General features: G+C 61.8%; 16 protein-coding genes. 5 read left to right on the forward strand and 11 right to left on the reverse strand.

Going from position 1 to position 22,185, the window contains the following annotated elements; all coding sequences use genetic code 11:
- Window positions 1–8: 8 nt before the first annotated feature.
- A complete protein-coding gene (locus FAA86_RS15350) occupies window positions 9–1,883 on the forward strand; it encodes a sensor histidine kinase (RefSeq protein ID WP_246035099.1) in 1,875 nt (624 codons plus the stop codon).
- Window positions 1,884–2,021: 138 nt separating this feature from the next.
- On the opposite strand, the gene FAA86_RS15355 is transcribed toward FAA86_RS15350, so the two are convergent.
- The 11 genes from FAA86_RS15355 to FAA86_RS15405 all read right to left on the reverse strand — a co-directional run bounded on the left by FAA86_RS15355 (window position 2,022) and on the right by FAA86_RS15405 (window position 13,907).
- Window positions 2,022–2,186, reverse strand: coding sequence for a hypothetical protein (locus FAA86_RS15355; protein ID WP_113460508.1), 165 nt, complete (start codon window positions 2,184–2,186; stop codon window positions 2,022–2,024).
- Between the two features lie 141 nt (window positions 2,187–2,327).
- Window positions 2,328–3,845: a tripartite tricarboxylate transporter permease gene (locus tag FAA86_RS15360; RefSeq protein ID WP_136541983.1), complete on the reverse strand. Its 1,518-nt coding sequence runs from the start codon at window positions 3,843–3,845 to the stop codon at window positions 2,328–2,330.
- 10 nt (window positions 3,846–3,855) lie between these two features.
- Entirely contained in the window at window positions 3,856–4,350 is a 495-nt protein-coding gene (locus FAA86_RS15365; protein WP_136541985.1) for a tripartite tricarboxylate transporter TctB family protein, read from the reverse strand.
- Window positions 4,347–5,291 (reverse strand): Bug family tripartite tricarboxylate transporter substrate binding protein, encoded by a 945-nt coding sequence (locus FAA86_RS15370; protein ID WP_136541987.1) that lies wholly within the window; start codon window positions 5,289–5,291, stop codon window positions 4,347–4,349. Before FAA86_RS15370 ends, FAA86_RS15365 begins: the two co-directional genes overlap by 4 nt.
- A 245-nt stretch (window positions 5,292–5,536) precedes the next feature.
- The gene (locus FAA86_RS15375; RefSeq protein ID WP_136541989.1) at window positions 5,537–7,612 is read right to left on the reverse strand and encodes a 3'-5' exonuclease; all 2,076 of its coding nucleotides are present in this window, start codon (window positions 7,610–7,612) and stop codon (window positions 5,537–5,539) included.
- A 7-nt stretch (window positions 7,613–7,619) separates the two neighbouring features.
- Window positions 7,620–8,141 (reverse strand): hypothetical protein, encoded by a 522-nt coding sequence (locus FAA86_RS15380; protein ID WP_136541991.1) that lies wholly within the window; start codon window positions 8,139–8,141, stop codon window positions 7,620–7,622.
- A gap of 11 nt (window positions 8,142–8,152) precedes the next feature.
- On the reverse strand, window positions 8,153–9,979 hold the full coding sequence (locus tag FAA86_RS15385) for a DUF294 nucleotidyltransferase-like domain-containing protein (protein ID WP_136541993.1): 1,827 nt from the start codon (window positions 9,977–9,979) through the stop codon (window positions 8,153–8,155).
- A gap of 87 nt (window positions 9,980–10,066) precedes the next feature.
- On the reverse strand, window positions 10,067–11,833 hold the full coding sequence (locus FAA86_RS15390) for a sodium:solute symporter family protein (RefSeq protein WP_136541995.1): 1,767 nt from the start codon (window positions 11,831–11,833) through the stop codon (window positions 10,067–10,069).
- Between the two features lie 12 nt (window positions 11,834–11,845).
- The gene (locus FAA86_RS15395) at window positions 11,846–12,106 is read right to left on the reverse strand and encodes a DUF4212 domain-containing protein (protein WP_136541997.1); all 261 of its coding nucleotides are present in this window, start codon (window positions 12,104–12,106) and stop codon (window positions 11,846–11,848) included.
- 273 nt (window positions 12,107–12,379) lie between these two features.
- A complete protein-coding gene (locus tag FAA86_RS15400; protein ID WP_136541999.1) occupies window positions 12,380–12,745 on the reverse strand; it encodes a thiol-disulfide oxidoreductase DCC family protein in 366 nt (121 codons plus the stop codon).
- Window positions 12,746–12,872: 127 nt separating this feature from the next.
- Entirely contained in the window at window positions 12,873–13,907 is a 1,035-nt protein-coding gene (locus FAA86_RS15405) for a GlxA family transcriptional regulator (protein WP_167495003.1), read from the reverse strand.
- 532 nt (window positions 13,908–14,439) lie between these two features.
- Between FAA86_RS15405 and bcsA the strand changes: the two genes are divergently transcribed.
- From bcsA to FAA86_RS15425, 4 genes are read left to right on the forward strand one after another with little or no spacing between them, the layout of a single operon-like run.
- Window positions 14,440–16,671, forward strand: a complete 2,232-nt coding sequence (bcsA, locus tag FAA86_RS15410) for a UDP-forming cellulose synthase catalytic subunit (protein WP_136542003.1) — start codon at window positions 14,440–14,442, stop codon at window positions 16,669–16,671.
- Window positions 16,668–18,983: a cellulose biosynthesis cyclic di-GMP-binding regulatory protein BcsB gene (locus tag FAA86_RS15415; protein WP_136542005.1), complete on the forward strand. Its 2,316-nt coding sequence runs from the start codon at window positions 16,668–16,670 to the stop codon at window positions 18,981–18,983. The genes bcsA and FAA86_RS15415 overlap by 4 nt, the downstream gene beginning before the upstream one ends.
- Entirely contained in the window at window positions 18,980–20,068 is a 1,089-nt protein-coding gene (locus FAA86_RS15420) for a family 8 glycosyl hydrolase (protein ID WP_167495004.1), read from the forward strand. Before FAA86_RS15415 ends, FAA86_RS15420 begins: the two co-directional genes overlap by 4 nt.
- Entirely contained in the window at window positions 20,047–21,948 is a 1,902-nt protein-coding gene (locus FAA86_RS15425) for a hypothetical protein (RefSeq protein WP_136542009.1), read from the forward strand. The genes FAA86_RS15420 and FAA86_RS15425 overlap by 22 nt, the downstream gene beginning before the upstream one ends.
- Window positions 21,949–22,185: the final 237 nt, after the last annotated feature.

The following is a 22,185-nucleotide window of genomic DNA, read 5'->3' on the forward strand; positions in this document are numbered from 1 at the left end:
CAGGATTGATGTCAACCGACGAGCACCAGAACGCCAGACCCGGCTTCCTCAGGAATGGCGGCTTCATGGCCGACCTCATCCTCGACCGAGACTGGTCGGATGGCCTCGGCCCCATTGACACGTGGCCGGCAGCACTGCGCTCGGCTCTCTCGATCTGCCTTAACTCCAGCTTCCCGACCGCCATCTACTGGGGCCCGGAACTGCGGCTGCTCTACAATGACAGCTGGTCCCCCATTCCGGGCGAACGCCACCCCTGGGCACTGGGCAGACCCGCAGCGGAAGTCTGGTCGGATATCTGGGATGTCGTCGGGCCGCAATTCCGGCAAGTGATGGAGACCGGCGAAGGCGTAACCACTTACGACCAGTTGCTGGTCATGGATCGAAATGGCGTTCCGACCGAAGGCTACTGGAACTACAGCCTGTCGAGCATCCGAGACGAATTCGGCAACATCTGCGGTGTTTTCAATCAGGGCAACGAAACCACAGCTGCCGTGCTGGCGCGCAGGCAGACACAGGAGGAGATCGACCGGCTCGGCCGGCTGTTTGCCGAGGCCCCCGCGGCGATCGCCATCACGGAAGGCCCCTCGCATGTCTTCAAGCTGGTGAATCCAGCCTATGAAGCGCTGGTGCGGCGCACGGGCTTCCTCGGCAAGCCCGTGGCAGAGGCGCTCCCCGAGGTCGAAGATCAGGGCTTCATCAGCCTCCTGGACAGCGTCTATGGGACCAACGAACCCTACAAGGGTACGGCGGTGCCGGTGGAATTCGTTCTGCCCGATGGCGAGCGCCAGTTGCGCCATGTGGACTTTGTCTTCCAGCCGATCACCGACAAGGCGGGGCAGAGTGCCGGCATCTTCATCCAGGCTTCAGACGTGACCGAAGCCGCGACCGCCATGGCTGCGCTGCGCGAGAGCGAGCAGCGGTTCGAAGCCATCGTGAACTCCATTGACCAGATGATCTGGTCGACGCGGCCTGACGGCTACCATGACTACTTCAATCAACGTTGGTACGAATATACCGGCGTGCCTGAAGGCGAAACGGATGGTGCGGACTGGGAGACGGTATTCCATCCCGACGACCGCGCCGAAGCCTGGGCGCGCTGGCAGGAGAGCCTGGCGACCGGAAAGCCGTATCATGTCGAATATCGGCTACGCCACCGGTCCGGCACGTATCGTTGGGTGATCGGCCGCGCCCAGTGTGTGCGCGACGACAATGGCGAAATCATCCGCTGGTACGGCACCTGCACCGACATCCACGATCTCAAGGTGGCGGAAGAAACCCGCCAGCTCCTGCTCCGCGAGCTCAATCACCGCGTCAAGAACCTCTTTGCCATCACGGCCGGCATGATCAACATGACGGCGCGCTCGTCCGAAACGGTCGGCGCCATGGCGCACTCTCTCCACGGGCGACTGCAGGCGCTGGCGAAAGCCCACCATCTCATCCAGCCGGCGATATCGGCAGGCATGCCTGGTACGGAATATGTCGGCTTTCACGCCCTGCTGGAAGAAATCCTGTCACCCCATCTTGCCGACCGGCAGCGGCAGGTTTCGCTGGCAGGTCCGGAGCTTCAGCTCGGCCCGAATGCGTCGACGAGTTTTGCCCTGATCTTCCACGAGCTGGCCACCAATGCCGCAAAATACGGCCCGTTCCGCGATCCGGACGGCCGCCTCGACGTGAGCTGGCAGATGGATGGCGGGTCGCTGAATCTCGAATGGCGTGAAAAGGTCCCCCATTCCCAGATCACGGCACCGAAGCAGGAAGGCTTCGGAAGCAAGCTCGCCCGCACCAGTGCCACCCATCAGCTCGGCGGCAACATCGATTTCGAGTGGCAGCCGGGTGGCGTCAACATCGCTCTCAAGGCGGCAACGGATCGCCTGAGCAAGTGAGCCGCTCACTGCGCTCGTTCGCACCTCTGATGCAGAAACAGAAAGAGCGCCCAAGATGAGCGCTCGTGGTATCGGCATGAACGGGTATCAATCCGTTGATCAGTCAGGCAACGACATAGGTCGCCACGCCTTCGGCGATCAGTAGCGCGGGAAATCGGCCGGGTTGATCCCGAGCGTCTTCAGGTGGTGATCCTTCGGACGACGATGTCCTTCGACAGCGGCCGCTGCGGAGCTTGCTGCGCCGAGAACGGCGAAGGCGCGACCGAGGAAACCCTGCTGGATGGACTTGCGGAGGCTAGACATTTCTTTGCTCGCTTTCTTTGTTTGCAAGCAGAAAGTGGTCCCGTTACCGCTAAATTACAATAGTTGCAAAGTCACGCCAGCCATGCAGACGACGCAAGCCCGGTTAATCAGACCCTGCGTCGTTGCACGTGTTTCGAAGCATCAGTCCTCGCTGCCGGCAACTTGAGCCAGAACCTGACCTCTGCCCCGCGCCCGAAGAAACATCGGAACGAAGAGCGCAATCGCCGCGAGCGCCAGCAGGACGGCGGCAATCGGTGAGGTGAAGAGCACCGTGGCATCGCCCTGGCTGATCGAAAGCGCACGCCGCAGCTGTTGCTCCGCCATGGGTCCGAGGATCAGACCGACGATAACGGGTGCAATCGGGTAGCCGAAGACGCGCATGACGTAACCCAGCACGCCGAAGGTCAGGAGCAGACCCAGTTCGAAGACGGACGGGTTTGCCCCGATTGTCCCAAGTGTCGCGAAGACCAGAATACCGGCGTAGAGCCAGGGCTTCGGGATCGTCAGCAGGCGCACCCAAAGCCCGATCAGCGGCAGATTGAGCACCAGCAGCATGAAGTTGGCAATCAACAGCGATGCGATCAGACCCCAGACAAGCTGGGGGTTGGTTGCGAACAGCAACGGTCCCGGCTGCAAGCCGAACTGCTGGAAGCCCGCCAGCATGATCGCCGCCGTCGCCGTCGTCGGCAGGCCGAGAGTTAGAAGCGGAACGAGAGTGCCCGCCGCGGACGCATTGTTTGCGGCTTCCGGTCCCGCGACCCCTTCGATGGCGCCCTTGCCGAACTCCTCCGGATGCTTGGTGAAATGCTTTTCCGCCGAATAGGAAAGGAAGCTCGAGACATCGGCACCACCGGCAGGCATCGCACCGATCGGAAAGCCGATTGCAGTACCCCGCAGCCAAGGCTTCCAGGAGCGCTTCCAATCGGTCTTGTTCATCCAGAGCGAGCCCTTCACGGCCTCGACCTTCTCAGGCGCCCTCGCCCCTTGAGCGGCGACATAAAGCGTTTCACCGATGGCGAACATGGCGACCGCGAGTGTGGTGACTTCCAGTCCATCCAGAAGATCCGGAACGCCGAAGCTGAGGCGCGTCTGGCCGGTCAACTGATCGATGCCGACAATCGAGAAGGCAAGCCCGATAAAGAGGGCGGTGAGGCCGCGAAGCGTGGAATCGCCAAAAGCGGCCGAGACCGTCACGAAGGCAAGCACCATCAGTGCGAAATATTCGCGCGGCCCGAATGACAGCGCGAACTGGACGACGTAAGGAGCGATGAAGGCGAGCGAGATCGTGGCCAGAAGTCCGGCAACGAAGGAGCCGATCGCGGCCGTCGCCAGAGCCGGACCGCCGCGCCCTGCCCGGGCCATCTTGTTGCCCTCCAGCGCCGTAACGATCGACGCGCTTTCGCCCGGCGTGTTCAACAGGATCGACGTGGTCGAGCCACCATACATGCCGCCATAATAGATGCCGGCGAACATGATCAGCGACCCCGCCGGATCGAGTTGATAGGTGACGGGCAGCAGCAGCGCGACCGTCAGCGCCGGGCCGATGCCAGGCAGAACGCCAACGAGCGTTCCGAGCGTGACGCCGATCAGGGCATAGAAAAGGTTGATCGGCTGAGCGGCGATCGCCAGCCCCTGGAGAAGGAAATCAAACGTATTCACGGGGTTCCCCTCAGAAGAACAGCCGTTCGAGTGGACCCGCCGGCAAGGACAATTGCAGGAAGCGCGCGAAGATGATCCACACGACGAAAGAGAGTGCGATACCGGCAGGCAACGAGATCCAGAACTTCTTCTTTCCGAAGCCGGCTGCGGTCAGGGCGAACAGGACGCCAGTCGCCAATGAAAAGCCCGCCGTCTTCAGAAGCAGCATCTGCGCCGCCAATCCTCCAACGATGAACAGAACCGGCGGAAGTTCCTGATATTCCCGCTCAGGGAAATCGCGCCGCATGGCGGCGAACACGGTCCAGACGCCAAGCACGATCAGACCGATGGCAATGCCCTTCGGCACGGTCGCGGGTCCTAGCCCGGAATAGACATTGCCGCCCTGAAGGCGCGCAACATCGTAGAAAATCAGAGCGGCGATCGCGAATAGTACAATGGCGATGGCTAGCGCCGCCCAATCCGGGCGGCGCCTGCCATGCATGGAAGCACGGTCTTCCGAGCTCATTTTACCAGCCCGATGTCTTTCAGGATCGCCTCGGTTGCAGCGATATCCTTGGCGAGCTGCTCGTCAAACGCAGCACCGGCGAGATAGGTATCCTGCCAGTTCTTCGTCTTCAGCGTTTCCTGCCAGGCGGCAGACTTCGCCAGCTTTTCGACATCTGCCGCAACAGCGGCCTTCTGCTCGTCGGTCAGGCCGGGTGCTGCAGCAACCATGCGCCAGTTCTGAAGCACCACGTCGAGGCCGCTTTCCTTCAGCGTCGGTGCATCGGCACCTTCGATGCGTTCAGCGCTCGAGACGGCAAGCAGACGCAGGGTGCCGGCGGCAACCTGGGCCTGGAATTCGCCATAGCTCGAAATACCGACGGTGACCTGACCGCCAAGGATGGCAGCCAGTGCTTCGCCACCACCGGAATAAGCGATGTAGTTGATCTTGGTCGGGTCGACACCAGCAGCCTTGGCAATCAGGCCGGCACCGATATGGTCGACACCGCCGGCCGAGCCGCCGGCCCAGGAAACCGAACCCGGATCGGCCTTCAGCTTCTCGATGAGCTGACCGATATTCTGGATATCGGAATTGGCCGGAACGACGACAGCCTCGTATTCGCCGGTGAGGCGCGCGATCGGCGTGACATCGGCAAGCGTCACGGGCGACTGGTTGGTCAGGATGGCGCCGACCATGACGTAGCCACCGACGATCAGAGCATTCGGATTGCCCTTCTGCTGACTGGCAAACTGAGCGAGACCGATCGTGCCGCCAGCGCCGGGAACGTTCACGACCTGAACATTGCCGGAAATGCCTTCAGACTGCATCACCTGCTGCAGCGAACGGGCGGTCTGGTCCCAGCCGCCGCCGGGCGCTGCGGGAGCCATGATCGTGTAGTCTGCAGCCACGGCCGGAAGAGCCAGAGCGCCTGCGAGAAAAGAAGCCAGGAAAAAGTGTTTCAAGATAGTCCTCCACCATCTATGCGGCCCTTGCCGCCTTCAACTTATCTGTGGGGAGAATACAGGACTCACGTCTTGCGGCTCGAACCGCATCAGGCCAAGGCCTGCTCCTCCCATGTCCCATCAATCCCGCCTCCACGGGACGATGTGAGCATACGCCTTATCAGCTGAACCTGTCACCCACCTGTCACCGGCAACACAGACTCATTTGCGAGATGTGAAGCAGGCACCAGCCCTGCGAGACGAGATCAGGACGCATGCGCCTGGGGATCATTGAGGTCACGGACCAGCCGCTGGTGGCTGCGCACACTGGCAAGCACGTCGCCGAACTTGACGAGCCCCTGCCCGGCGAGCATGTCCTTGAGCTTGATGAAGACATCCGCCGTGGCAATGGCGTCACCCAAGGCGGTGTGGCGGTCGTCTTCCTCGATATGGACGCCGAGCCGGCTTGCAAGGGCATCGAGCGTATGGGTCTCGGCGCGACCGAATGCCGTCGCCGAGACGAGCACGGTATCGAGAATGGGATGCAGGAACCGCAGCCCCACCTCTTTCTCCCGCCGATAGAGAAACTCCATGTCAAAGGGCGCGTTATGCGCCACCAGAACCGCGCCTTCGGCAAAGCGATGAAATTGCCGTACAGCCTCCTGGACACTCACCGCATCTGCAACCATCGCATCACTGACACCATGGATCGCCGTGGCCGAGGCCGGAATCGGACGGCCGGGGTTGACCAGCAGGTTGAAGACTTCCCTCTTGACCCGCTTGCCGTTGACGATGCGAACGGCAGCGATCTGCACGATCTCGTCGCCCTGCTCGGGCAAAAGCCCCGTGGTCTCGGTGTCGAACACGACGAAGGTCAGCGCATCGAGCTTTGCATCGGAGAGCTTCTCATAATGCATGCGCGACAGGAGATCGAAGTCGTAGACGACATGGCGTGACAGGTCGGTGCCGACGGAGCGCAGTCGCTCAATCGGCCGCAGCCGCGTCTTGACGCAGGGGCGATCGCCCAAGAGACCGACGGAGAGCGCATTGCCATGGGCTTTCAGGATCGTCTCGCAGGTCACCCCGCCCTCATAAACGGGGTCACCGAGCCAGGTCTGCAGCTCTTCCTGTGGGATCGAGCCTCCCGACCAGGAAAGAGAGACTTCGGCGGCATCCCCTGCCTCCGAGATCGCGAGTTGAAAAGCCGTAGCGGATGTTGTGCCATTCACGCGCGACACGACATGCGCCAGCAGGCTGACGATGTCGAACGCATTGCAGCGAACGGCAACCGCCGCCGCCTCGATCTCCAGCGACAACCCCGATCCCTGCAGTTCCCGGTGTAGCTGGCTTCCAAGCTCCCGCGCATCTGTTGGCGCCATGGGCCAACCGTCGGACCGACAGTGTTCGAACCGGTCTTCCAGGGCATCGAGCGTCGCGTCGAGCGTTTCGATCTGCCGCCGGATGGCGTCCCCAGCCACTTGCGGCTCCCCATTTCCGGTCATCAACTGCCGCAGCTGCGAAACAGCCGGCCGGACCTGCAGGAAGACGTCTCCCAGCAGCACATCGCGCCGTCCATAGGCCGCTACTTCGGTCGTCACGTCGCGAAGCGTCATCACATAGGCGCCACCATCGCCACCATTGTCGCCCGCAAGTCGCATGCGGCCGGCCAGCCGGCGTTGCCCGCAGGGGCTAAGACAGATGAACTCCACCACCGCGTCGCGGTCCGCGCTCTCCAGAAGCCTATGATGCGCGTCGCGGATCGGGCCTTCGCTCAGATAGTCGAATATGTTTCGGTCCAGGCAGACCGGACGCTGCGAACCCGCGAGGAACTGTTTCGCCACGCCGTTGTAGAAGACAAGATGATGCCGGCCGGTGCAGAGCAAGACGGCGGGCGGCACATCGGCCAGCAATTGCTCGAGCTTGTTCTTGTCGGAAGAAAGCCTTGCCGTTTCGCGCTGAACGGATTCCGCCAGCGCCCCGCGCGTCTGGGCAAGCGTGGCGGCCGTCGCCGAGGCGGCTGCCGCAAGATCTCCGAGATAGCGCGCTTCCTCGGTCGCAAAGTCCTGCTCGACATCGGCGTGAGCCCGAGCGCGCATTGCGGAAGCCACCTTGTCGATGGGCCGTGCAACATGGGTGTCGAATAGAAACCAGATCCAGGTCACCAGCGCCAGGATCAGGAAACCTGCGGCGACCGCCCCTTGAACAAAAGCGTTCAACATGTCGGGGCTGCCTTCACGGTGGTAACCGAACCACAAGCCGACCGCCAGCGCCGCGACCGCGCCCGCAGCCAACGCCACGAAGAACAGAAGTATGCGGCCGCGCAGCCCGATCTTGATCAGCATGTCCTCCTCATCCCGTCGTACAGGCAATCTTCAAGGCGGGATCTGACCCATCGACCTTGACCCAGTCAGCGCCGACAAGACTGCCATCCTCGGCTATGCTGACAGAACCATCAACCAGATCCGCCCGCTGCGTATTGGGGCAATCATAGACCACCTTGACCCGCGTGATCGGCTGCCAGCGCCCGACCAGGAGCACATCGACCATCACCAATCCTGCCTGGTTGGGATGGCGTTTGGCGGTTTTCAGATCGACGGCGGTGAAGCGGGTCGTGACCGGTTCGACATAGGACCACGGACGCCAGAAAGCCGTCTGCTCGTTTTTCCAGGAGACCTCGGTGCCCGGCAGGGCAACATTCATCCGGTCGAACCAGCTGTACTCGCTCCAGACCGAATAGCCCAGCATGCCGAGACCCGCCGTGACAGGCACGATCCACTTCGGCAGCAAGCCGCGGCTCAACCAGCGCAGCAGCATCGCAATACCGGCGAGAGCAACACCGGCAACGACTGCAGCGATCAACTCAAACAGCATTCTTCATTCCTTTAGACGGGCGCCCGACCGCCATTGGCGAGCGCCGATTGCATGGTGCGGACGACCACGAACGCGTCGCGCAGATGCGACCGTTCGAAGTCTCCGAAGTCATAGGGTGCGAGGAAGTTATCCGGCTTTCGCCCGTCCCGCACCTGCCGTACCTGGTTTCGCAGACGCATGTCGGCGATGAGATCGTAAGCGGCGAGCAGGTCCCGCGCACCGGCACCGGAGATGATCCCGCTCTCCTCAGCCGCGAGAAGCCGGGCGCGCGTATTGACCGGCGCCAGACGCCCCATCAGAGCATAGACCCGGCCGAGATCGACCACCGGAACGACGCCATTGTGCTTCATGTCGATCTGGTTGCGGTGTTCGCCGCTGCGGATCGTGGCAAAGCCGCGAAGCAGGCCAAGCGGCGGCGCATGTTTCAGCGAATTGCTGATCATATGCGCGGTGAAGATCGAGTTTCGGCTCGCCTCCTCGAGCGTTTCCGCCTGGAGATCGCGAAACAGCGAGGACGCGCCGCAGATCGGCCTCAGGTCGAACATCACGCTCGCCAGCATCTGTGCCGTCGGGTCCGGCTTGTAGATCCAGTCCCGGAAATAGCTGCGCCAGACGGAGACCGGCTGACACCAGCGTGGATTGGTCGCCATCATGTCGCCGGGGCAGTAGAAGTAACCGCAGATGTCGAGCCCGCGGCTGACCTTCGCCGCGAGCTGCTGAAACCAGGGCATCTCTTCGGGCTCGACGCTGTCTTCGATGAAGATGCAATTGTCCTGATCGCTGACGCCGGTCTGTTCCTGCCGTCCCTGGCTGCCGCAGGCAAGCCAGACATAAGGCACCGGCGGCGGCCCGAGCTCCCGCTCGGCAAGCATGATCAGCCGCCGGGTCACGCTGTCGGCGATGTCGGTGATCAGACGCGTGACGACCTCATGCGCATTGTTGCTGCCGACGAGCTGCACGAGCAGCTGTGGGATCCGCGCCGTGATCGCGCGCATGTCTTCTGCCCGCTCGGCCGACGCGATGTCGCGGATCAACTGGGCCGAGCTGATGGCGTGGAATCGGATGAGATCCGTCTGGGTGATCATGCCCACCAGCCGGTCGCCCTCAACGACGGGCAAGTGCCCGACGCGACGCTCCAGCATCAGATGCAGGATATCGGAACCGAGCGCCTCACCTGGCAGGCCGGCCGGATCTGGTGTCATCACCTGAGAGACAGGCGTCGTGTCCGGATTGAGCCCCTCGGCCAGCACACGACCGGTCAGGTCACGCGTCGTGAGGATGCCAAGGAACCGGCCATCGTCGACGACACCAAGGCTGGAAACATGCCGTTCACGCATCAGCGCGGCCGCTGAACGCACGGTGTCGGAAGGTGCGCAGACGATCGGAGGCCGCGACATGAGTTCGCTGACCTTCTGGATCGCCATGTCGCTACGCCGCGTATCGGCAAAGCGTCCGCGCGTGAAGAAGCGGGAAAAGACCGGCTGCTCCTGCATCAACCGCTGAAACTCGCCTTTCGGCAGGATCAGCAGGACACAGTCGGAGCGGGCAATGGCGGTGGTTGCGGCCAGTCCATCGGACAAAAGACCGCGCTCGCCAAAGGAATTGCGGGGCGCAAGCTCGGAGACCACCGTGTTGGCGGCATCCAGGATTTCGACGGCACCCTCCATGATGAGATAGATGCCCGGCAGGACATTGCCGCGGTGGTAGATTTCAGAACCTGTTGAGAAGGAAACCTGCTCGAACCGAGCAGAAAGTCGCTCGATCTCGTCTCTCGGCAGACTGTCATAGGGATGAACGGTCTGGAGGAACATCAGCACGTCGGACTGTGCCTGGGTCATCCGTTTGCCCTCATGCGGCACGCTTGTGCCTTGGCTGTTTGAGGGACAGGAGGGGCAAGTTCATCGCCCCTCCCGATTGGTTTGAGATCAGTGACCGGTCGCTGCACCAGCGCCACGCGGGACGCGGATGGACTCGACGAGGTCCTGAACATGCTTCGGCGGAGCCTGGGTCATCGACGACACGACATAGGCCGTGGCGAAGTTGAGCAGCGCGCCGATCGGGCCGAATGCCGTCGGCGGGATGCCGAACAGGTAGTTGGCCGGAACGTTTTCGAGCATGTTGGTACCTGCGATGAAGAACCAGCCCAGATAGGTGAACAGGTAGACGCAGGTGACCACGAGACCGACGATCATGCCGAGCGTCGCACCGACCGAGTTGATGCGCTTCGAGAAGATGCCCATCATCAGAGCCGGGAAGATCGTTGCTGCGGCCAGACCAAAGGCGAGAGCAACGGTCTGGGCGGCAAAGCCTGGCGGGTTGAGACCCAGCAGCGTTGCGACCAGAATTGCACCGGCCATCGCGATACGGGCAGCCAGGAGCTCGGACTTTTCGGAAATGTCCGGCTTCAGGAAGTCCTTGATCAGGTCGTGGCTGATGGCAGACGAGATCGCAAGCAGAAGGCCGGCAGCGGTCGACAGAGCAGCAGCGAGACCGCCGGCTGCGATGAGGCCGATGACCCAGCCCGGAAGCTGTGCGATTTCCGGATTGGCGAGTACGAGGATGTCGTTGTTGATCGTCAGCTCGTTGCCCGTCCAGCCACGCTGGGTCGCGGTTTCGGTGAAGCCCGCAGCAGCGTCGTTGTAATACTGGATGCGGCCATCGCCGTTCTTGTCTTCGAACTTCAGCAGGCCCGTGACTTCCCAGTTGCGCATCCAGTCCGGACGCTCATCATAAAGCACGGCTTCCTGCTGCGTACCGGCCGGATAGATCGTGTCGATGATGTTCAGGCGTGCCATGGCGCCAACAGCCGGAGCCGTCAGGTAGAGCAGCGCGATGAAGACCAGCGCCCAGCCAGCCGACCAGCGAGCATCCGCAACCTTCGGAACGGTGAAGAAGCGGATGATGACGTGCGGCAGACCGGCCGTACCGATCATCAGCGACAGGGTGAACAGGGTCATGTTGAGCATCGAGCCCTGTGCGGTATAGGCGTTGAAGCCGAGGTCCGTCACGACCTGGTCCAGCTTCTGCAAGAGCGGAAGCGCGGATTCGGTGTGCGTGCCGAAGAGGCCGAACCACGGGATCGGGTTGCCGGTCAGCTGCATCGAGATGAAGATCGCCGGGATGGTGTAGGCGATGATCAGAACGATGTACTGCGCGACCTGCGTGTAGGTGATGCCCTTCATGCCGCCGAGAACGGCGTAGACGAAGACGACGGCAGACGCGATCCAGAGACCCGTCGAGACGTCAACTTCGAGGAAGCGCGAGAAGGCGACGCCAGCGCCGGTCATCTGGCCGATAACGTAAGTGACCGAGATGATGATCAGGCAGACGACAGCCGTGAGGCGGGCGCCCTGGCTGTAGAAGCGGTCACCGATGAACTGCGGAACGGTGTACTTGCCGAACTTGCGCAGGTAGGGAGCAAGCAGGAGCGCGAGCAGCACGTAGCCGCCGGTCCAGCCCATGAGGTAGGTGGAGTTACCATAGCCGACGGTGGCGATCAGGCCGGCCATCGAGATGAAGGAGGCTGCAGACATCCAGTCGGCAGCGGTTGCCATGCCGTTCATGACCGGATTGACGCCGCGGTTTGCAGCGTAGAACTCGGCCGTCGAGCCGGCGCGAGCCCAGATGGCGATACCGATGTAGAGCGCGAAGGACGCCCCGACGATAATCAGATTGAGTGTATACTGATCCATTGTTGGTCCGCCTTACTGCTCATCGACGCCGAATTCGCGGTCGATCTTGTTCATATACATCGAGTAGCCGAAGATCAGCACGATGAAGACGACGATCGAGCCTTGCTGGGCAAACCAGAAGCCGAGATCGGTTCCACCGACGGCGATGCCGGAAAGAGCCGGGCGGAGCAGGATGCCGAACCCGTAGGATACGACGGCCCAGATCGCCAGGCAGATGTAGATGATGCGAACGTTTGCTGACCAGTAAGCGTTGGACGAAGAATTATCCGTCACGAGTACTCCTCCCTTTCCTCGACGAGGCGTCCCCCGGGACGCCCCTTCCTCCAAGTCCATCTCGCCAATCCATGTCCCAAGGCGAAATAGACAATTGTCTAGGAGTAACGAATCCGCTGGAGAACGTACATTCTCCGTTAGTCGCAGGGCGGACTGCTTGAGAGTTCTGGTTGCAGCGCAACAAAACGCGGCTGGCATCTAAGGTTGCTAGGCACCCGAAGGAGCACGCCCGGTGCTCCGAACTTCAAAGGCGCAATCAGATCCTGGGTCTTCTCAAGTAGATGACGTTCTCTGACGGAACAGCCGCTGTAGACGAGGACGAATGCGCAGAAAGCCGCGATAGGCCGCTTCGAATACCGGTGTGGCCGGCCCCCAACCGGCCAACAGGCCAAGCGGCCGCAAGACGGGGATTGCCCGCCACATGGCGGCGAAAGCCTCGGCGCCCGAGTAGAGCCTGCCCTCTTCCTCGGCATGAAACCTGGACAAGAGCTCGGCGCGATCGAGGGGACAGACGCCTTGGGGATCAAGGACATCAATGAACCGGATCGCGCCGCGGCGATCAAGACGCCGCATCAGAGCGATCTCGCGAATGCAGAGCGGGCAACTGCTGTCATACCAGACGGTGACGCGGGAGGGCATCAACGCATCTCCACTGTAAGAAGAGTATGAGGTAGATGTGGAGCACCCAAAGCCATCCGGCAATGCGTCCGGCCGCCGCGGCCGAAAGTGCGTACTGAGCCCGGCAAATAGTCGGGGCTAGAACCTCTTAGGCGATCGTCAAGGCCGGAGCTTCCGTCGGCTTGCGTCCCCGCCCCACAAAGGCATCCAATCGAGGCTCATCCGTCGTGACATCGTTAAGCACCATGTCCCGATAGGCCGATGGCGAGCACCCGAAACGGGTCATGAAGAGCTGGCGCATGTTCGCCTGGCTCCCCAGGCCGCTCAGACGTGCAATGTCCTTGATCTTGCGCTCGCCGGACTTCAGCATCTCGCAGGCATAGCCGAGACGAACGGAGAGCACGAATTCCCCCACCGTGTGTCCCGTCTTCTGCTTGAACGCCCGCGAAAGCGTCTTCTCGCCCATGGCGACCATATCCGCCAATCGCCCGACACTGAGATCCCCGGACGGATTGGCCATCACCCATTCCTGCACCCGCTCGACCGGACTGCCGGAATCAAAACTCGGCGCCCGCGATGTCCGCTGGCCGTAACGCGTCTCTGCATCGGCAAGCCGCATGCCGAAGCGATAGGCCACCTCGGCAGCCGTTGCCCGGCCGAGATCTTCCTCGATCAAGGACAAGGCCAACGACAGGCCTGGCGAATGTCCACGCGCCGTCCAGATCTTTCCGCTCTTGTGGAGATCGGAATGTGGCTCGACGATCGTCTGTGAGCAGAGCGTGGCCAGCCGGCCCTGCACTTCGCCATCGGCAACGACCGTATGGCCACGGGTAATGCCGGCGGCAGCCGCGAACAGTACCCCGTTCCCGAACGCGGCAACGCGTCGGACCGAGGGAGTGCGCTTGCCGAGGAATTCAATCAGCCGGAGGTCGTGGTCCTTAAGGGATACGGCCGCTCCATCAGGAATGAGAAGCGTATCAACCTCAGGTGGTGCGCTTGCAATATTGTAGACCGCACTGAAACGGATCCAGGGCTCTTCCGATTGGAGCGCATCATAGCCCGCCGCACACGACGTGAGCGCATAGGCGCGCTCTCCGGAGACCTCGCAGGCATAGCGCAAGGCTTCGACAACGGCTGCCAGATCTAACATTCCGCAATTGCTGCGCAGCACAATCATGATCATGCGCATATTCGAAACGAGCCCCCTCGACACCACGACACTCAGTAAACGCGCATTAATCTTTGAATATAGATCAGCCTAAAAAGTGTGCATTAACTGTTCACAAAACAGTCACAATGTCTCAGAATCGGAATAGACGAACTATGATTGTAATCAAAGCGGACAAGACAACCAAAGCATAACAGTGGAACAATACTAATGCGAATATGAACCCGGTTTATTGCAATCTAGTCTTAAAATCTCATCCATTTTTGGGTATAAATCCGGCCGATTTGACTAAAATTGTATGCTGCAGCGCAAAGATGCCGACAATCTCCAGAAGGATTCGGACAACGTGACGCTGCGGTCGGAACTAGGTCTTCACATTCCGCTCGATCCCCTCCTAACGTTAACCTGAGATTAACCTCACACGCCTTCTGCACAGGCTTGCTCCGTCCCTCAACTACAATCGAGAGATGCATGCGCAACTGTTTGTCAGACATCCCAAGCGCAGTGTGAGGCAATCGACGAACGAACTCATGAGGAGTCCAAAGTCGTGCGAACTGTTTTTCGCTATGCTGCCTGGCTGGCCATCGTTGTGGCGATGTTCCTGCTCATTGCACAGCCTGTCGGCCATTCGGCCCGCTTCAACCTGTCGGTCATCGTCATCGCGATCCTGGCAGCCATCATGCTCTTGAAGCTCGACGGCTTCTGGCGCCACGTCTTTCTCGCACTCGCGAGCGTCGTCATCCTCCAATATGCCTACTGGAGAACGACAAGCACCTTGCCCCCCGTGGAGGACCTGTATTCCTTCATTCCCGGCATCATCCTCTACGCGGCGGAGATGTACTGCATCCTGATGCTCGGCATCAGTCTCTTCGTCGTCGCCGATCCGATCGAGCGCCCGCGAGCCCCTGAGCTGGAGGAGGATGAATGCCCGGAGGTGGACGTATTCATTCCGACCTACAACGAAGACCGCGAAATCCTGGCCCTGACCGTCGCGGCCGCCAAGGCGATGGACTACCCCTCCGACAAGTTCACCGTCTATCTTCTGGATGACGGGGGCACGGATCAGAAGCGCAACAGCGATGATCCGGTTGCGGCTGCCAAGGCCAAGGAACGTGCCGCGATCCTCAAGGACCTCTGCAGCGATCTCGGCGCCGTCTATCTCACCCGTGCGGAAAACGTGCATGCCAAGGCCGGCAATCTGAATGCAGCCCTGTGGCGCACGCACGCCGATCTCGTGGTTGTCTTCGACGCCGATCATGCGCCCGAACGCAACTTCCTGCGCGAGACGGTCGGCTACTTCCTGGAAGACGAGCGCCTGTTCCTCGTTCAGACGCCGCACTTCTTCTCCAATCCCGATCCGATCGAGCGCAACCTCGGCACGTTCGGCCGCATGCCGTCCGAGAACGAGATGTTCTACGGCAAGATCCAGAAGGGCCTGGATCGCTGGAACGCGTCCTTCTTCTGCGGCTCGGCTGCAGTTCTGCGTCGCGAGGCGCTGGAAGAAGTCGGCGGTTTCTCCGGTATTACCATCACGGAAGACTGCGAGACGGCTCTGGAACTTCACGCCCGTGGCTGGAACAGCCTTTACGTGGACAAGCCTCTGATCTCCGGCCTGCAGCCGGAAACCTTTGCCAGCTTCGTTGGTCAGCGTTCCCGCTGGTGTCAGGGCATGGTCCAGATCCTGATGCTGAAGAACCCGCTGTTCAAGCGCGGCCTCTCGTTCCCGCAACGCCTCAGCTACATCTCGAGCTCGCTCTTCTGGTTCTTCCCCTTCGTACGTTCCGTCTTCTTCGTCGCGCCGCTCCTCTTCATTCTCTTCGACATGAAGATCTTCGTCGCATCCTTTGAAGACTTCTTCGCCTACACGGTCATGTATCTGATCGTCGGCGAAATGGTGCGCACCTATCTCTATGGCAGCGTGCGCTGGCCCTGGATTTCCGAACTCTACGAGTATGTGCAGTCGGTCTATCTCTTCCAGGCCATCATCAGCGTTCTGATGAAGCCGAAGAGCCCGACATTCAAGGTGACCGCCAAGGGAGTATCCCTGAAGCACGATAGCCTGTCGGAACTGTCGCTGCCCTATTTCATCATCTTCGGCATCCTCAGCTTCACACTCTTCGTGGCAGCCTATCGCTACAACACCGAGCCCGAGATCTCGAGCCTGCTGCTGATCGTCGGCGCCTGGAACTGGATGAACCTGATGATCGCCGGCTGCGCGCTTGGCGTTGTCACCGAGCGTAGCCAGGATCTCGCCGGCGTGGAACTGCCGCTGCGGACCAATGTCGAACTCCAGTTTGGCGAAACCGTCTTGCGCGGTGCCGTCATCGAGGCTTCGGCTCAGGGCGCCAAGCTCATCCCGGCTCAGGGCTCGTCGCGCAATCTCCGCAAGGGGGAATATGGTCGGCTTCAGTTGCTCAGCGTTTCGTCCAACTTGCTGGTGACCTCGCTGCCGGTCAGCATTGCCGGCGCCACACCGGGCGAAGACGGAGCAATTGCCCTGCGCTTCGATCCGGAGCCGCATCACTTCCCGATCATCGCGGAACTACTGATGAACGACATGTCCGTCGTGCGTGAACAGCGCGCCCTGCGCCAGCGCCCGAAGAGCATTATCGCAGGCAGCTTCCGGATCCTGCGTTGGGCCATCACCTGCCCGCTCGCTGCCATCGGCGTCGCGCTGGGCGGCAAGCCGGAAGACAAGATCGAGCCGCAAAGACTGAAACCCCTTGCCGGCGCGGCAATCGCCGCCGCCCCGGTGCGTCACAGGGAGGCAGGCGAATGATCAGACACCATCTCTCTCTGCTCGCCGTCGCGGGCCTGCTTGTCGCGGCTTCCCCCTCGCTTGCAGCAACCTCGGGCGGTTTTGTTCTTGCTCCGCAGGCCACGCCGCAAGCCGAGACCAAGGAATATTTCCAGGATGTAAACCAGATCCGTCGCCTGATCGCGGACAAGAAGGATCTGTTCTTTCCCGGCGAGACGGCCAATCGGGAATACCCCTTCGTCGTCCTGCCATCGGAAATGACGGGTTCTGCAAAGCTGATCCTGACGCTGCAGACCGCGATCTCGGTTGCCCCCGAGCGCTCGGCCATGCGCATTTTTGTCAACGACCGCGATATCGGCACGGTCAACCTGAAATCCGGCGATGCCCACCAGGTCGAGCTCGAACTCCCCAAGGGTCTGCTCCAGCCCGGCTACAATGCCGTGACGGTGCTGCTCGATCAGTCGCACCGCGTCGATTGCTCCGTCGAGGCCACCTATGAGCTTTGGACGCAGATCGACCCCGGGCGTAGCGGATTTGTCTTCACGCGCAATGCAATCGACGATCCCAGCGACGTATCCACCTTGCTCGCCTACAGCCGTGACGTGAACGGACACGCTGCGATCAACGGGCTCATAACTCGTGGTGCAGCCGGCGAGGATATCGACAGGACATTTGCCGTCGTGCAGGCGCTCTCGATCCTCGGCCATTTCGATCGGCCTGTCGTCACTGTCGGCAATGAAGTCGGTTCCGGCCCCGGCATCGATCTTGTCGTCGGGACCTTCGGGACCGTCCGGGACCTTATCGGCGTTACCCCGCAGCAGTCCGGCGTCGAATTCGACATCGACCCCGCCAGCGGTCGAAGCCGCATGATCGTCGCGGCTCGCACGGCTGACGAACTGGCATCGACCATTCGCGAGTTCACACTGCGCGCCCAGACCGACCTCACGGACGGCTCGCCGCAGGGGCGTCGTGCGCTTGGCAATCGCAGAGGTCGGCTCCTGGCATCCGGCAGTGAGAACTCGCTCGCCGAACTCGGGCTGGTCTCCCGCCCCTTTGCCGGCCGTCACTTCCAGCAGTCGATCGCGTTCAGTCTTCCGGCAGACTTTTATCCGGGTGACTATGGAGCCGCCAATCTGAAGCTGAATGCCGAATATGCAGCGGGTCTTTCGCCAAGCGCCCAGATGGTGGTGCGTGCAAACGGCGATACCGTGGCCAATATCCGTCTCGGCGAAGGCCGCTCGGGCCGCATCGAGGGACAGGTCCTGCCGATCCCGCTCGCCAAGCTGAGACCGGGCTACAACGTCATCGAGTTCGAAGCGGAACTGTCAACGGCAGCCGATGCCGTCTGCGATCCCGCAACGCTCAGCAACCCGACGGCTCGTTTCTTCATCAAGGGAGACAGCACCCTCAATATCCCGGCTTTCGCCCAGATCGGCCACGCACCGGACCTCGCCGTCGTCTCTGCCGGCAAGGCACGTTTCGGCGGCGGAGATGGCGCGACCCCGCTTTATGTCGAAGGCATGGACGAAACCATGCTGGGGGCCGCCGGCAGCTTCCTCGCCAAGATGGCCTATGCCTCGCGTGAAGTCAGCCCCGTCTCCGTCACCTCGGGCTGGCCGCTGGACAGACAAGGCCCGCTGCTCGCCTTCGGGACCTTTTCCGGCTTCTCCGGCCAGTTGAAGTCCGATCTGGGCATCGACCTCAATCCGATCGCGACCGACGCAGCGCTCTCGCTGGACCAGAACCAGGCGCAAGCGACACCCACCGAGGAGGCCGCCCCGGCCTTGTCCATCGACGGCGTGGCCGCTGCACCTGAAGATGCAAGGCCGACATCGGTCGTCGCACGTCTCAGGGAGGGTGTGGACAATATACTCGAGGGCATCAAGGTACGGGTACGGATCCAGGCGGCCGAGCTCGGGCTGGTGGATGATCCAACTGTGCTGACAGAGGAGGCCGGCTACCAGGTGTCTGCCGAGGCCGACATGCTGGTCGCACAGCGCCTGGTCAACGACCGCGATGTCTGGACCGTTGTGGCCGTGCGCGAGCCGGCTGTTCTGGGTGAGAGCATGCGAAGCCTTGCCCAGGCCGACGTCTGGGGCGGGCTCTCCGGCTCGGTCAACACCCTCACACGGGAAGGCGTGGTGATCGATCGCAAACTCGCCGCTCACGAGCGCCTGTATGAGACCAAGCCCCTCAGCCTGCAGAATGGCCGCCTGATCGTGGCCGGCTGGTTCTCGAACAACGCCCGCGAATTCACCATCGCGCAGATCCTGGTGGCGATCCTGCTCGGCGCATCGACCTATCTCGTTCTCCGGCAGGGACGCAAACCGTGACGCTACGTCTTCGCATCGCGTCATTGGCTCTCGGTTACGCCCTTGTTACGGGCGCCGCCACAAGCGCGCTTTCCCAACCGCAGGAGAATGTGGCCGCCGACATCGCAGCCGGTGCCTGGCTCGTCTACCAGCACAACTTCGTCACCGACGAAGGACGCGTCGTCGACAACAGGGCCGGCGGCATCAGCCACAGCGAAAGCCAGGGTTACGGCATGCTGATGGCTGAGGCCGCCGATGATCGGACCAGCTTCGACAAGATCTGGGCCTGGACGCGCGCAAATCTCTTTGTTCGCGAAGACGGACTGGCGGCCTGGCGCTGGGATCCGGCCCAGATCCCGCCGATCACCGATCGCAACAACGCGACCGATGGTGATCTTCTCATCGCCTGGGCCCTCATGCGCGGCGGACAACGCTGGAGCGATCCCGCTCTCCAGCGCGAGGCGCGTCGCATCTCCCTGGCAATCGCCGAGAGAGCGATCATCGAAACGCGGCACGGCCTCGTCCTGCTGCCCGGCGTTCAGGGCTTCGGGCCCAACGAGCAGTCGGACGGCCCGGTGGTCAACATGTCCTACTGGATCTTCCCGGCCCTGATGGACCTGGGGCGACTGTCGGACCGCTTTCCCGCCAGAGACCTGATGAACAGCGGCCTCACGCTGGTGCGAGACTCCCGGTTCGGCCCCGCTCGACTGCCGGCGGACTGGCTGTCCCTCTCAGGTCAGGTCCCGCAGCCCGCCATCGGCTACCCCTCGCAATTCGGCTACGACGCGATCCGGGTGCCGCTCTATCTGGCTTGGTATTCCCGCGACTATCCCGACATTCTCGAGATCTTCGCCACCCACTGGAAACAGTTCGGCAAGGCCTCGATGTCGGTCGTGGAACTCGCCACCGCCACCCGCCTCTCTCCCATGCCCGACCCCGGCTATCAGGCCGTGGCGGCCCTCGTCGAATGCAGCCTCGGACGACGTCCCGACGTCGCTCTGCTGTCTGACTTCAGCTCCCAAGACTACTACCCCTCCACGCTCCATGTGCTGAGCCTCATGGCAATCGCTGAAAGGTACCCCACATGTTTGACCGACTTCCCTTGAAAACCGCCCTTCTGGTCGGCGCCTGCCTGATAATCCCGATCAGCAAGGCAACCGGCGACAACGGAACCGGCTATCCCGTATTGGGTGCCGTCCTTCCCAGCGGTGTCGCTATGTCGAACGTCGCCGCGCCCGCGGTTGCACCACCGGTCATGCCGACCTTCCAACCGGTATCCGCACCGGTCGTTGCGCCGACAATGCCCGCCGTTGTCCCGGCACCGGTGGCAGTCCAGCCGATCCTGCCGGCCACGCCGGCTCCTGCCCAGGTCGTGTTGCCAGCGCAGATGCCGACCGCCGTGACCCCAGCCGCGGTACCGCCCGCTGCCACGGTGATCCGCGACGTCGCTCCTGGCGAAAATCCATTCGGCCCGACGGCAACGGCAACGACACCAGCGCCGGCCCGTCAACCTGCGGCTGCAGCAACCACGCTTCAGCCCGCGACGACCGCCGCCCCTGCCGACATCGAGGCTCAGATCGCAAAGCTCAGCCAGCAGGCGGAACAGCCGGCAGCGGCCACGAGACCCGAAGTCGATGAAACAGCGTTGCGTTATTATGCCCAGACGCGGGACTTGAAGCGGCTCGGTGCGGAATTGCGCCGCTTGAAGACGCTCTACCCCGATTGGGATGCTCCCGAAGATCTATTCGACGCTCCGACCAATGTTTCCGAGCAGCCGCTCTGGGACATCTTCGGCAGCGGCGACTACGTGCGTGTCCGGACCGAGATCGCGAAGCTCCAGAGCGACAACCCCAACTGGAAACCGAGCCAGGAACTGCTCGACAAGCTCGCCCTGGCAGAGACGCGCAAGTTGATGGAGCGCTCTTACGCCCAGCGCAACTGGGCACAGGTGATCACTCTCGCGGAGGCGACGCCGCAGATGATGGTCTGCGCTGAAATGAACACCATGTGGATCACGGCAGAATCGCTGGCGCAGTCGCGCGACTTCGCCCGCGCATTCGATCTCTACAAGTACATCGTCACGACCTGCGAAGACCCGAACGAGCGTCTGTCGACCGTGCAAAAGGCGAGCCTCCTTCTGCCGGAGGCCGGCACCCGCTCGCTGGTCGCCCTCGGCAACATATTGCCGGATGGAACGGGCGAATTCGACAATGTCTCCTTCGACCTCGTCCGCCGCAAAATGGGCCTGGTTGCGCAGGGCAACAGCCCGGCAAGCGCACTCACGATGGATGAACTGCAGCGTTTCAGCGACTTCGTTCAGCGATCCTTCTCCGCCGACGATGCCGAACTGTTTGGCTGGTTCTACTATGGCCAGCAGAGCTGGGAGGCATCCTATCACTGGTTCGTCAGCGCGACCCGGATGACGAGCAGCGTGAAGAGCATCGAAGGCGTCATCCTGACCCTGCGCAACCTGCAGCATCGGGACGAAGCGCTTGCTCTGGCCCGGCAATATGCGACCCAGACGCCGGAACTTAAGAAGATCTACATCGAGCTGGTCTCTGCCGGTCTGACGGATCAGGAAACGCCGCTTGCTGTGGATGAGAAGGAGCTCAAGACCTTCGAGACGTACGTCTTCGAACAGAAGTCGGCTCTCGGTGCGCAAGCGCTTGGCTGGCACCGTCTGGAGAACAAGAACTCCAAGGATGCCGCGCGCCTCTTCGAGCAATCCATCGAATGGGAGCCCACGGAAGGCGGCGTGGTCGGCCTTGCAGTGCTTGCCTCGCGCGCCAAGAATTGGGGGCGTGTTGCCGCCATCAAGAAGCAGTATGGCGAAGAATTCGCGGCGCTCGAGGACGTGAAGGTTTACCGCCCCAAGGTCATTGCGAGGAAGCCCACGCCAAAGCCCAAGGAGAAGCCGAACCTGCTCACCTGGCTCCTGCAGAAGGACAAGCGCGACGAAAAGAAGGGGCGCGTCGAAGTCGAATAAGACATCGTCCACGCACACCAGCAGCGATCGACACCGGAAGCCCTCTTCCGGTGTCGTTTTTCGTTCGGCCCTCCATTCGGAGATCAACCGGCCAGCACAGCGTCTGTCGGTGAGAGACGGAAAATTTCAGCGCCTGCTGCACGTTGAGCAAGCGCACGCATTAAGGCATCACCCTGTGCGGAATATGATGCTTTTCCGGCCCCGGGCTTTTGCCTTATCGAACGCATGAACAACGAT

The organism is Rhizobium rosettiformans W3 (genome assembly GCF_004912135.1).
GTDB classification, from domain to species: Bacteria; Pseudomonadota; Alphaproteobacteria; order Rhizobiales; family Rhizobiaceae; genus Allorhizobium; species Allorhizobium rosettiformans.

Bases quoted from the DNA above. Each gene is read 5' to 3' on its own strand.
- FAA86_RS15350 (WP_246035099.1), top strand. From the start codon at position 9: ATGTCAACCGACGAGCACCAGAACGCCAGACCCGGCTTCCTCAGGAAT.
- FAA86_RS15355 (WP_113460508.1), bottom strand. From the start codon at position 2,186: ATGTCTAGCCTCCGCAAGTCCATCCAGCAGGGTTTCCTCGGTCGCGCC.
- FAA86_RS15365 (WP_136541985.1), bottom strand. From the start codon at position 4,350: ATGAGCTCGGAAGACCGTGCTTCCATGCATGGCAGGCGCCGCCCGGAT.
- FAA86_RS15375 (WP_136541989.1), bottom strand. From the start codon at position 7,612: ATGCTGATCAAGATCGGGCTGCGCGGCCGCATACTTCTGTTCTTCGTG.
- FAA86_RS15380 (WP_136541991.1), bottom strand. From the start codon at position 8,141: ATGCTGTTTGAGTTGATCGCTGCAGTCGTTGCCGGTGTTGCTCTCGCC.
- FAA86_RS15385 (WP_136541993.1), bottom strand. From the start codon at position 9,979: ATGACCCAGGCACAGTCCGACGTGCTGATGTTCCTCCAGACCGTTCAT.
- FAA86_RS15390 (WP_136541995.1), bottom strand. From the start codon at position 11,833: ATGGATCAGTATACACTCAATCTGATTATCGTCGGGGCGTCCTTCGCG.
- FAA86_RS15400 (WP_136541999.1), bottom strand. From the start codon at position 12,745: ATGCCCTCCCGCGTCACCGTCTGGTATGACAGCAGTTGCCCGCTCTGC.
- FAA86_RS15405 (WP_167495003.1), bottom strand. From the start codon at position 13,907: ATGATCATGATTGTGCTGCGCAGCAATTGCGGAATGTTAGATCTGGCA.
- FAA86_RS15415 (WP_136542005.1), top strand. From the start codon at position 16,668: ATGATCAGACACCATCTCTCTCTGCTCGCCGTCGCGGGCCTGCTTGTC.
- FAA86_RS15425 (WP_136542009.1), top strand. From the start codon at position 20,047: ATGTTTGACCGACTTCCCTTGAAAACCGCCCTTCTGGTCGGCGCCTGC.